The sequence below is a fragment of the Pseudomonas sp. HT11 genome, from assembly GCF_044875395.1.
Taxonomy (GTDB): domain Bacteria; phylum Pseudomonadota; class Gammaproteobacteria; order Pseudomonadales; family Pseudomonadaceae; genus Aquipseudomonas.
This window is the reverse complement of the sequence record NZ_CP173217.1, coordinates 5,352,406-5,364,560: the sequence shown is the minus strand read 5'-3', so window position 1 is coordinate 5,364,560 and position 12,155 is coordinate 5,352,406. Positions and strand designations below refer to the sequence as shown.

9 protein-coding genes are annotated in these 12,155 nt (G+C 60.7%); all 9 read right to left on the bottom strand.

Features of this window, described 5'->3' with window-relative positions; genetic code table 11:
• Window positions 1-85: 85 nt before the first annotated feature.
• Window positions 86-1,750, bottom strand: coding sequence for a glucose-6-phosphate isomerase (gene pgi, locus ABWL43_RS24815; RefSeq protein ID WP_404485020.1), 1,665 nt, complete (start codon window positions 1,748-1,750; stop codon window positions 86-88).
• Between the two features lie 237 nt (window positions 1,751-1,987).
• Window positions 1,988-2,839, bottom strand: coding sequence for a pantoate--beta-alanine ligase (gene panC, locus ABWL43_RS24810; protein ID WP_242200423.1), 852 nt, complete (start codon window positions 2,837-2,839; stop codon window positions 1,988-1,990).
• Window positions 2,836-3,636 (bottom strand): 3-methyl-2-oxobutanoate hydroxymethyltransferase, encoded by an 801-nt coding sequence (panB, locus tag ABWL43_RS24805; RefSeq protein ID WP_145162101.1) that lies wholly within the window; start codon window positions 3,634-3,636, stop codon window positions 2,836-2,838. Before panB ends, panC begins: the two co-directional genes overlap by 4 nt.
• A 352-nt stretch (window positions 3,637-3,988) precedes the next feature.
• Window positions 3,989-4,474: a 2-amino-4-hydroxy-6-hydroxymethyldihydropteridine diphosphokinase gene (gene folK, locus ABWL43_RS24800; RefSeq protein WP_262208926.1), complete on the bottom strand. Its 486-nt coding sequence runs from the start codon at window positions 4,472-4,474 to the stop codon at window positions 3,989-3,991.
• Between the two features lie 2 nt (window positions 4,475-4,476).
• The gene (locus tag ABWL43_RS24795) at window positions 4,477-5,880 is read right to left on the bottom strand and encodes a polynucleotide adenylyltransferase PcnB (RefSeq protein WP_145162099.1); all 1,404 of its coding nucleotides are present in this window, start codon (window positions 5,878-5,880) and stop codon (window positions 4,477-4,479) included.
• A gap of 708 nt (window positions 5,881-6,588) precedes the next feature.
• A complete protein-coding gene (locus ABWL43_RS24790; protein ID WP_145162098.1) occupies window positions 6,589-8,028 on the bottom strand; it encodes a sigma-54 dependent transcriptional regulator in 1,440 nt (479 codons plus the stop codon).
• A 22-nt stretch (window positions 8,029-8,050) separates the two neighbouring features.
• Window positions 8,051-11,005, bottom strand: coding sequence for a sensor histidine kinase (locus ABWL43_RS24785; protein WP_162530298.1), 2,955 nt, complete (start codon window positions 11,003-11,005; stop codon window positions 8,051-8,053).
• Entirely contained in the window at window positions 10,989-11,165 is a 177-nt protein-coding gene (locus tag ABWL43_RS24780) for a hypothetical protein (RefSeq protein ID WP_003176118.1), read from the bottom strand. Before ABWL43_RS24780 ends, ABWL43_RS24785 begins: the two co-directional genes overlap by 17 nt.
• Before the next feature lie 62 nt (window positions 11,166-11,227).
• Window positions 11,228-12,115, bottom strand: coding sequence for a tRNA glutamyl-Q(34) synthetase GluQRS (gluQRS, locus tag ABWL43_RS24775; protein ID WP_404485013.1), 888 nt, complete (start codon window positions 12,113-12,115; stop codon window positions 11,228-11,230).
• Window positions 12,116-12,155 lie beyond the last annotated feature (40 nt).

Genomic DNA, 12,155 nt, shown 5'->3' with positions numbered 1-12,155 from the left:
TTGGCGACAAGTCATAAAGATGCACGCAGTGGTGGGAGGGTTCAAGGCCAACGTCCAAACGGACGTTGGCCTTGGTGTACCGGCTTCAGCCGCGGTGACGACCGCGGAAGTAGTTGATCAGGCCTTGGGTCGAAGCATCCTCGGCCGAGGTTTCTTCGGCGCCGGTCAGACGGTTATACACGCCCTTGCCCAGCTCTTTGCCCAACTCCACGCCCCATTGGTCGAAGGCGTTGATACCCCAGACCACGCTTTGTACAAACACTTTGTGTTCATACATAGCCACCAGTGCGCCCAGGCGGCGCGGGCTGATGCGTTCAACCACAATGGTGTTGCTCGGACGGTTGCCCGGGATCACCTTGTGCGGGGCCAGCTTCTGCACCTCGGCTTCGGCAACGCCTTTCTCACGCAACTCGGCTTCGGCTTCGCTGCGGGTTTTGCCGAGCATCAGTGCCTGGCTTTGGGACAGGCAGTTGGCGTACAGCCACTGATGGTGGTCGGACACCGGGTTGAAGCTGACAATCGGCACAATGAAGTCGGCCGGAATCAATTGGGTCCCTTGGTGCAGCAACTGGTGGTAGGCGTGCTGGCCGTTGCACCCTACGCCGCCCCAGATGACCGGGCCGGTATCGGTGGACACTGGCGTACCATCCTGGCGCACACTCTTGCCGTTGGATTCCATGTCCAGCTGTTGCAAGTGTTTGGTGATGTTGCGCAGGTAGTGGTCGTACGGCAGGATCGCGTGGCTCTGCGCACCCCAGAAATTGCCGTACCACACGCCCAGCAGACCCAGCAGCACGGGCATGTTGGCTTCGAATGGGGCGTTCTGGAAATGCTGGTCCATGGTGTAGGCACCGGACAGCAGTTCCTTGAAGTTGGACATGCCGATCGCCAGGGCAATCGGCAAGCCGATGGCCGACCACAGCGAGTAACGCCCGCCCACCCAGTCCCACATCGGGAAGATGTTTTCTTCGCGGATACCGAAGGCCACGGCCGCGGCGTTGTTGCTTGAGACGGCGATGAAGTGGCGATACAGCTCGGCTTCCGAGCCACCCTGGGCCAGGTACCAGTCGCGGGCGGCCTGGGCGTTTTTCAGGGTTTCCAGGGTGTTGAAGGATTTTGACGAGACGATAAACAGCGTGGTCTCGGCGCGCAGCTTCTGGGTCAACTCGTGGAACTCGCTGCCGTCAATGTTCGCCAGGTAGTGGCAGCGCACACCTTTGTGGGCGTAGGACAACAGCGCTTCGGAGACCAGCTCCGGGCCGAGGAACGAGCCACCGATGCCGATGTTCACCACGTCGGTGATCGGCTTCTCGGTGTAACCGCGCCACAGGCCATCATGGATGCGGCCGACCAGGTCGGTGATCTGGTTCAGCACCTTGTGCACGTCCGGCATGATGTTCACGCCGTTGACCGACAACTTGTCGCCAACCGGGCGACGCAGTGCGGTGTGCAGGGCCGGACGGCCTTCGGAGGAGTTGACCGGCTCGCCGGCGTAGAGCGCGTTGATCGCGTCTTTAAGCCCGACTTCATTGGCCAGGTCGACAAGCAAGGCGCGCGTTTGGGCAGTGATGAGGTTTTTCGAGTAATCGAGGAAAAGCCCGCAGCTGCTCAAGGTGAATTGGGAAAAGCGCTGGGGATCGGCATTGAATGCGTCGCGCATGCTGAAATCCTGCATGGCTTGGCGATGTTTATCGAGCGCTTGCCAAGCGGGCAGAGCGGTAACGTCATGAGGAGTGCGGTAATACGCCATCGCTGCGGGTTTCCTTTTTATTACGGGGACTTGCCTTTAGGACACTTCTAAATCCGGAACGTCCAGTCTTTCATCAGGCGTTGGGTTCCGGTCAGCGCCAACAATGGCACAGGGCGTTTACATTAAACCTAGCGTGTCGATATGTCTTGGCTTTGTCTGCGCTGTAGCCGGTACTTTTTTATACCGGCACAGCGGGGAGGGCAACAAGCGCGCTTTTTTGAGGGAGAAAAGGCGAGGTCAGGCCAGCGTCAGGTGCAGGTTGTCGATCAGGCGTGTGGCGCCCAAATACGCGGCCACCAGGATCACTACATCGCGATCCTCTGGCGTGGCGGGACGCAGGTGCACACCTTGGCGCACTTCCAGGTAATCCATGCGCAATCCGGCCGCTTCGATCTGCTGGATCTGCTCGGCACGCAGCTTGGCGAAATCGTGGTCGCCGCCTTTGATGGCGGCGGCAATCTGGCTGAGGCTGCGGTACAGCACCGGCGCGATGGCGCGTTGCTCTTCGCTGAGGTAGCCGTTGCGCGAGGACAGCGCGAGACCGTCAGCGGCACGCACGGTGGGCTCGCCGATGATCTGGATGGGCATGTTCAGGTCATGCACCATGGCGCGAATCACTGCCAGTTGCTGATAATCCTTCTGGCCAAACACGGCCATATCCGGCTGGACCATGTTGAACAGCTTGCTGACCACCGTCGCGACACCTTCGAAGTGCCCGGGGCGGCTGGCGCCGCAGAGGCCTTCGGACAGTTGCGGGACGCTGACGCGGGTCTGGCCGGTCATGCCGCCGGGGTACATTTCTTCGACGGTGGGCGCGAACAGCAGGTTGCAACCGGCTTGCAGCAGTTTTTCCTGATCGGCAGCCAGGGTGCGCGGGTATTTGTCCAGGTCTTCGCCGGCACCGAACTGCAACGGGTTGACGAAGATACTCGCCACCACGAAATCCGATTGCTGGGCGGCCTTGGTCACGAGGGTGGCGTGGCCGCTGTGCAGGTTGCCCATGGTGGGCACAAAGCCAATGCGCTTGCCGGCGCTGCGCGCGTGGGCGACTGCAGCGCGCAGTTCTCGTACGGTTTTAACGGTGTTCATGCAGAGAATCCGTGTTCGGCGCCTGGGAAAGTAACGGCTTTGACTTCGTCGACGTAAGCGCTCAACGCGGCCTGAATGCTGTCTTTACCTGCCATGAAGTTTTTCACGAACTTGGGTGCACGCCCGGTCAGCGACAGGCCGAGCATGTCATGCAAGACCAGAACCTGGCCGTCTGTGGCAGAGCCCGCGCCAATGCCGATTACCGGCACTTTGACTGCCTGGGTGATCTCTGCCGCCAATTCGCTCGGTACGCATTCGAGCAGGATCATCGCGGCACCGGCTTGTTCCAGGGCGATGGCATCCGCGCGCATCTGACGCGCCTGGGCTTCATTGCGGCCTTGTACCTTGTAACCGCCGAGGATGTTCACTGACTGTGGCGTCAGGCCCATGTGCACGCACACCGGCACACCGCGCTCGGCCAGCAGGCGGATCGACTCGGCCAGCCATACGGCGCCTTCGACCTTGATCATGTGCGCGCCGGCCTGCATCAGTTTGCCGGCGTTCTGAAAGGTCTGTTCCAGCGTGGCGTAGCCCATGAACGGCAGGTCGGCGATGATGAAAGCGCCATCGTTACCGCGCTTGACGCTGGCGGTGTGGTAGGCGAGTTCATCGGTGGTGACGGGCAGGGTGCTGTCATTCCCTTGAAGAACCATGCCCAGCGAGTCGCCTATCAACAGCACTTCGACACCGGCCTGGCAACTGGCGTGGGCGAAGGTGGCGTCGTAGCACGTCAGCATGGTGATTTTTTCACCTTTGAGCTTGAGGCTCTGCAAGGTGGTCAGGGTAATGTCTGGCATGAAAAGGGTCCTCGTTCAGGCGCTTGGAAACAGCGAGTAACGCGCGTGAGTCTTCGTTTATACAGGCGCACCGTCTTGAGAGCAGTGCTTATAAGGCCTGGATTGCGCCCTTCAGCGCCGGGTTGGCGGCAGCGGGACGCCTATAGTCGTGATGAGGACTCGGGAAGTCAATTGGATGTGTTACCGCATTGTTACGATGGCGGTGTTACCGCTGTTACTGACGCGATTCAGCACGTAGAAGACCGCTTTTGATGGCCTGCGAGATCAAATGTGGGAGCGGGCTTGCTCGCGAATGCGGTGGGTACTGGTTCACCGCATTCGCGAGCAAGCTCGTTTTCCCACAGGGGCTGCATCAGACGGTAGAAAGCCGTTCCAGGCCGACAAACGGGCAGGCCTTCAACAGCTCTGCGAGCGTTCGGCCGTCGGGCAGTTGCAGCTCGGCGGGAGCCAGTTCGGCCAGCGGGTACAGCACGAACGCGCGCAGGTGCATCTGGTAGTGAGGCACTTTGAGGCGCGGCTCGTCGATCAGGCGATCACCAAACAGCAGGATATCCAGATCCAGCGTACGCGGGCCCCAACGCTCGAGACGTTCGCGGCCCTGGCCGTTTTCGATGGCTTGCAGTGCATCGAGCAGCGCCAGTGGCGCAAGGCTGCTGTCCAAGGCCGCGACCGCATTGGTATAGCGCGGCTGACCGGGGAGCAGGGAGTCACTCTGATAGAAGTCGGACACACCGACGAGGGCGGTGCCTGGCAATAACGCCAACGCCGCAATGGCGCTGCGCAATTGCTGGTCCGGGGCAGCGAGGTTGCTGCCCATACCGATGTAGATACGTTCCACGTTTATTCGCCTGCAGCGCCCGAGGCATCGGCAGACGTGCGTTTGCGCTTGCTGGAGCTGCGACGACGCTTCTTCGGCCCATCGCTGGCGCCATCACCTTTGCTGCCAAGGTCACGAATCATGTCGCGGCGCTGGCTGTCGTTGGCGTCCTGGTAGTCGGTCCACCATTCGCCCAGGCCGTCGGTTTGCTCGCCGGCGCTTTCGCGCAGCAGCAGGAAGTCGTAGCCAGCACGGAAGCGCGGGTTGTCCAGCAGCAGGTCGGCGCGTTTGCCGCTGCGCCGTGGCAGGCGCTCCTGCATGTCCCAGATCTCGCGGATCGGCAGGGTGAAACGTTTCGGAATGGCGATGCGTTGGCATTGCTCGGCGATCAGCTCGTGCGCAGCTTCCTGCATGGCAGGAATCGGCGGCATGCCACGGTCCTGCAGGCGCAGTACGCGTTTGGGCAGGGCCGGCCACAACAGGGCGGCAAACAGGAACGCCGGGGTCACCGGTTTGTTCTGTTTGATGCGCAGGTCGGTATTGATCAAGGCTTCGCTGATCAGCGTGTGGGTGTACGTCGGGTTGTATTCCAGAGCCTCGGCGCTGGCCGGGAACAGTGGGTCGAACAACTGCAGGTCGACGAGCATTTCGAAAGTGTCGGCGGCGTACCCCGAGAGGAACAGCTTGAGCACTTCTTCGAACAGGCGTGCCGAAGGAATTTCCCGCAGCATGGGCGCCAGGTCGCGAATCGGCGCGGCCGTGTGTTTCTCGATACCGAAATTCAGCTTGGCGGCAAAACGCACCGCTCGCAGCATGCGCACCGGGTCTTCCTGGTAGCGCTGCGTCGGGTCGCCGATCAAACGGATCAGATTGTTGCGAATGTCGTGTACGCCATTGGCGTAATCGAGGATGCGCTCGCTGACCGGGTCGTAATACAAGGCGTTGATGGTGAAGTCGCGGCGTTGCGCGTCTTCTTCCAGGGTGCCATAGACATTGTCGCGCAGGATGCGGCCGCTTTCGTTGCGGGAAGACTGGTTGGTGTCTTCCTCTTCATCGTTTTGCGGGTGGCCGGCGCGGAACGTGGCGACCTCGATGATTTCGCGGCCGAAGTGGATATGCACCAACTTGAACCGGCGACCGATGATTCGCGCGTTGCGAAATTCGGCACGCACTTGCTCGGGCGTGGCGCTGGTGGCGACGTCGAAATCCTTGGGCGTGATATTGAGCATCATGTCACGTACACAGCCGCCCACCAGATAAGCCTGGTAGCCGGCGTTCTGCAAACGTTCGACGATGTTCACCGCATAGCGGCTGAATTGAGCACGCTGCAATGAATGCTGATTGCTGTTAAGCACTTCAGGCGTGCTGCGAATGTGTTGCGTACGACGCAAGGGAGAACGGAATGACTGGAACAACTTCTTCAGCATGGGATGCACTGTTTGAAGGAATGTTCGGCCATAACGAAGAATGACCGCATGATGGGCGGGGATTCTAGCATTTAGTCGAGGGATGGTGTAGGAACAAGCTGCAGGCCTTGCGCCATAAGCTTAAAAGACAGGGGAACCGGCCAAATGCCGGAAACTACAAGGGGAGCCGAAGCTCCCCCAGAAGTAGTTGCGTGCTCTATTTTTATTATTGATTTCGGGCTTCTTGTTTTTGTTGATCGCCCTCGCCATGAAGCTTCACCTTCATGACACTCCCAATCGGGAGTCAAGAGCAAACGGATTGCTTTGGTCGCTGTGTTGCTGATCTACGATCCAACCAGTTCAGGCTCTGCCTTAGGGCAGTTTTTGTTGTTCTCGGCCTGGTTGCGGGGCAAGCCCCAAATGCAACGCCTCTCCAAAAGAATCAGTTAGCTGCGCCTCCGCCGTGTTGTTTTTATTGTGCGTGAGTCGATACGTCTTATTTTTATTGTCGGGTACTGAGCTTGTTATTGTTTTTGTACTAAGCATATAGCAGGGTGCGTGCCAACTTTTGTGCCGCCCAGCAAAACCGGGGGTTTGAGGCGCTTTCGGCGTTTTCGGGGGCGAAAAAAAGCCGGGGCTTCGTTACCGTAAGCCCCGGCTTTTGTTACGTGAAAATTCAGCGGTAACAGTTTTTTCACATCTGAGGGTGTTACCTGTGGGGGCGCACCCTCAACTCTCGCTGGCCACGCCGGTCTTGCGTCGCGGAATGCCCAGGCGCTGGCGCCGTTCCCACAGGCACTTGCGGCTCACGCCCAGCTTGCGCGCCAGCTCGGTCTCGGTCATGTGGTCCTGGTGCTCAAGGACGAAGTGCTGGAAGTAATCTTCCAGTGACAAATCTTCCGTCGGCTCGTGGCTGGTATTGCTACCGCCGCCCTGTTGTGGGGCCAGGCCGATGAAGTCGTCGTCTTCCAGGTCACTCAACTCGATGTCGATGCCCAGCAGCTCGGCAGAAATCTCCGGGCTCTCCGACAGAATCACCGCGCGCTCGACCGCGTTCTCCAGCTCTCGCACGTTACCCGGCCACGAATAGTGACGAATCGCCTGCTCGGCGTCCGGGGCAAACTTGAGGTCGGTACGGTTGATCCGCGCGCTCTGGCGCAGCAGGAAGGCGCTGGCGATTTCGTTGACGTCGGCACCACGCTCACGCAGCGCCGGCAGCTTGAGGGCGATCACGTGCAGGCGGTAATACAAGTCTTCACGGAACTGGCCGATCTTGGCCAGGCTCTTGAGGTCGCGGTGGGTCGCGGCGATCAGGCGAACATCGACCTTTTGCGATTGCACCGAACCTACGCGGCGAATTTCGCCTTCCTGCAACACGCGCAGCAAGCGCGCCTGGGCTTCCAGCGGCAGTTCGCCGATTTCGTCGAGGAACAAGGTGCCGCCGTCCGCCGCTTCGACCAGGCCCGCACGCCCGGCGCTGGCGCCGGTAAACGCGCCTTTTTCGTGGCCGAACAGTTCGGACTCAATCAGCGATTCAGGGATCGCCGCACAGTTCACCGAAATCATCGGCGCCTTGGCGCGCTTGGACAGGTTGTGCAGCGCGCGTGCGACCAGTTCTTTACCGGTGCCCGACTCGCCCTGAATCAATACATTGGAGTCGGTGGGCGCGACTTTGCGAATCTTGCTGTACAGGTCCTGCATCGGTGGGCAGGAGCCGATAATGCCGATTTCGCCATTGCTGTTGTTGACGCCAGGCTTGTCCGCACCGCTCGCGGTCTTGCCGGCGGGGCGCTGTTCGGCGGGCGCGCTGCTGGCCGACTGACGGTCGCGCAGAATGCGGGCCACGGCTTGCAGCATTTCGTCGTGGTCGAAAGGCTTGGCGATGTAATCCACCGCGCCCATCTTCATCGAGTCCACCGCCGAACGCAGGCTGGCGTAACTGGTCATGATCAGCACCGGCGTGCCCTGGCCAAGCTTGATCAGCTCGGTGCCTGGCGCGCCCGGCAAACGCAGGTCGCTGACAATCAGGTCGAACGTGGGAATGCTGAATCGCTCTTGGGCTTCCTGCACCGAGCCGGCTTCGCTGACCTGATACTGATTACGTTCAAGCAGGCGACGCAAGGCAGAGCGGATAATTGTTTCGTCTTCGACGATCAAAATGTGCGGCATTGATTCAATTCTCTCGACGGTCTCAGTTCACAGCGGACGTCGCTTCGACATGACGCGGCAAGGTCACCCGAATACGGGTGCCGCGTTGGCTTTCGGTGTCAGCCGGGCTGTCGATGGTGATTTGTCCATAATGCTCTTCAACGATGGAATAGACCAGTGCAAGGCCCAGACCGGTACCTTCACCCGGGTCCTTGGTGGTGAAGAAAGGTTCGAACAATCGGTCCATGATGTTCTGTGGAATACCGCTGCCTTCATCCTCCACGATCAGATCGACCGTGTGCTCGAAAGCCTCGCTCTTGACGCGTACCGCGCTGTGCGGCGGGGACGCGTCACGGGCGTTGGACAGCAAGTTGATCAACACCTGCGCCAAGCGTTGGGAATCGCCGTCGACCCAGTGGTCCGGGTCGCACAGATTGAAGAACTGTACTTCGAAATTGCGCCGGTTCAAGGCCAGCAGCCCAATGGCATCCTGCGCGACTTCGGCCAGGCACACGGCCTCGTCCTGATTCTGATGAGCGCCGGCATGGGCGAAGCTCATCAACGACTGCACGATGCGTGAAACGCGCTTGGTCTGCTCAAGGATCTGCCCGCTGATTTCGGTGATTTCGCCGTCCTCTTCGCGCTCTTCCCGCAGGTTCTGCGCCAGGCAGGCGATACCGGTGATCGGGTTGCCAATCTCATGGGCCACGCCTGCCGCCAAACGACCAATGCTGGCCAGGCGCTCTGAGTGCACCAGCTTGTCTTCGAGCATTTGCGTGTCGGTCAAGTCTTCCACCAGCAGCACCAGGCCGCTGTTGCCGGGTGCCAGCGGTTCGTCGATCGCCGCTTTGTGCAGGTTGAGCCACCGCGTCTGGCCGTCGAGCGCCAAGTGCTGCTTGTGCAAATGCTCGTCGGGCAGGTTGATAAAGCCCTGCAGCAGTTCTTTCCACGGATCGCCCAGGGTGTTCAGGCGCGAACCCACTACCCGCTGGGCGGCGATGCCGGTCAATTCTTCCATGGCCTTGTTCCACATCAGGATCTCTTGATCCTTGGCCAGGGAGCACACGCCCATCGGCAGTTCCTGCAGGGTCTGGCGGTGGTAGCGGCGCAGCGCGTCGAGTTCGGCGGCAAGGCCGGTGAGGCGCGAGTGGTAATCCTCCAGCCGGCTCTCGATGAAATGAATGTCTTCGGTGACGTAGTTTTCGCCGCCAGCCTTGTAGGGCAAGAACGTTTCGACCATGTCCTGGGACACGCTTGGCCCCATCAGCCCGGACAAGTTGGCCTCGATACGGTCACGCAAGCGTCGCAGCGCATACGGGCGGCGCTCGTCGAACGGCAGGTAGAGGTCGCGCAGTGCCTGTTCGACTTCCTTTTGCGCGGCCTTCGCACCCAGCGGCTTGGCCAGTTGAGTGGCGAACTCCTGGGGTGAGGCGGCATGCAACTCGCGGCGTTGCGGGCGGCGTACGTTGTCCACCGCGCAGGCTTCGGCGGCGCTGGTTTCTTCGGGGCTGGCGTTGGTGAACAGCGAGATCAAGGTGAACATCAAGACGTTGGCAGCCAATGAAGCGATGGCGGCCATGTGCCAACTGGTGTCGTCCAGCACGTAAATCATGTTCAGCAACGGAATGTAGAAACCCTGCAGGTTGCCGACCAGCGGCAGCAGCATAGTAACGATCCACACCAGAATCCCCGCCAGCAGGCCGGCGATAAACCCGCGGCGATTAGCGGTCGGCCAGTACAGCACCGACAACACGCCCGGCAGGAACTGCAAGGTGGCAACGAACGCAACAATGCCGAGGTTGGCGAGGTCTTGCCCGGCGCCCAGCAACAGGTAGAAGCCATAACCGGCCATGATGATCGCGACGATCAGCGCGCGGCGCGTCCACTTCAGCCAGCGGTAGATGTTGCCTTCGGCCGGCGGCTGATACAGCGGCAACACCAGGTGGTTGAGCGCCATGCCCGACAGCGCCAGCGTGGTCACGATGATCAAGCCACTGGCCGCCGACAAACCGCCGACGTAAGCAAGCAACGCCAGGGATTTGCTGTTGGCGGCAATACCGACGCCGAGGGTGAAGTATTCCGGGTTGGTGGTTGCGCCCAGCTTGAGGCCGGCCCACAGGATCAGCGGCACCGCCAGGCTCATCAGCAGCAGGAACAGCGGCAAGCCCCAGCTTGCACTCACTAATGAGCGCGGATTGAGGTTCTCGGTGAAGGTCATGTGGTACATGTGCGGCATCACAATCGCCGAAGCGAAGAACACCAGCAACAGCGTGCGCCATGGGCCTTCCTGCAACGGCGTGTGCAGGGCGGCGAGGGCGGTCTGGTTTTGCAGCAGCCACAGCTCCAGCTGTTGCGGGCCGTCGAACACGCCATACAGCGCATACAGGCCGACGCCGCCGATGGCGATCAGCTTGATCACCGACTCAAAGGCAATCGCAAACACCAGGCCCTCGTGTTTTTCACGGGTGGCGATATGGCGCGAACCGAAGAAAATCGTGAACAGCGTGATCAGCGCGCAAAAGGCCAGGGCGACGCGATGTTGCACGGGCTCACGGGTCAGGATGCTGATGGAATCTGCCACGGCCTGGATCTGCAGGGCCAGCAATGGCAACACGCCGAGCAGCATGAAAATCGTGGTCAGCGCGCCGGCCCAGGTGCTGCGAAAGCGGAAGGCAAACAGGTCCGCCAGGGATGACAGCTGGTAGGTACGGGTGATTTTCAGGATCGGGTACAGCAACACTGGCGCCAGCAGGAATGCGCCGGACACCCCAAGGTAACTGGACAGAAAGCCGTAGCCGTACTGATAGGCCAGGCCCACGGTGCCATAAAACGCCCAGGCGCTGGCGTAAACGCCCAGGGACAAGGTGTAGGTCAACGGATGGCGAATGATCGCCCGCGGAATCATTCCGCGCTCACTGATCCAGGCCACGGCGAACAGCGCGGCCAGGTAGGCGGCGCTGATCAGCAGCATCTGGGTGAGGCTAAAGCTCATCGGCATCTTTTTGGCTCTGCAGGATGAAGGTCACGACGATCAGGATCAGCCACAGCAGATAAGGGCGATACCAGGCGCCCGTGGCGTCGATCCACCAATCCATGATGGCGGGGGAAAACAGGTAGATCCCGACGACCAGCAGCAGGACCAATCGATAGATGTACATGTTGGCCTCTGATTAAAAAACTGCGGCGATGGTAACGGATGGCTGGCAAGCTGCAAGCGCCTTCAGCGCAATTGCGCTTCGGCCAGCGTGAGTGTGCGCGGGATCAGGGTTGCATCCCAGTGCGCAATGCCCCAATCGAGCAGTTCCCGTGGGCTGGCGTGCAGCAGTTCAGCGCCGGCGGGCTGGCCGAGGGCGCGCAATGCCCTTAACAGCAAAGGCGTGGCCTGGTCCGGTGTCAACGGCGGGGAACGGTAGGTTTTGCCCAACTTGTTACCGTCCGGCTGCACGATCAAGGGCACGTGCAGGTAGCGCGGCTGGCGCAGGCCCAGCAGTTCTTGCAGGTAGAGCTGGCGTGGCGTGGAATCGAGCAGGTCGGCGCCGCGCACGATGTCGGTTACACCTTGCCAGGCGTCGTCGAGCACGACGGCCAATTGATAGGCATACAAGCCGTCGCGGCGACGGATGACGAAATCGCCTGCATCGCGGCCCAGGTGCTGTCGGAATTCGCCCTGTGCGCGGTCGGTAAAGTGGTATTCCAGCTCGGGTACGCGCAGGCGAATGGCCGCGTGGTGCTGATCGTGCCCGGCATTGCGGCATAAACCCGGGTAAATCCCGTGGTAGGGCTCCAGCTGTTTGCGCGAGCATGTGCAGGCGTAGGCCAGGCCGTGGTTGAACAGGCCGTCGAGGACTTTGGCGTAGGCATCATGCCGCTCGCTTTGTCGGACGAGTTCGCCATCCCACTCGAAGCCGTAGCTTTCCAGGGCGTGCAGGATCGCCGTCTGGGCGCCGGGTTCTTCACGCGGTGGGTCGAGGTCTTCCATGCGCATCAGCCAGCGGCCGTGGTTGGCGCGGGCATCAAGGTAGGAGGCGAGGGCGGCAACCAGCGAGCCGAAATGCAAATGGCCGCTGGGCGTGGGGGCGAAACGCCCAATATAGGTAGAGGCTGTCATGGGCCGGATACTACTGGAAAATCGGTAAACGCCAGAAACA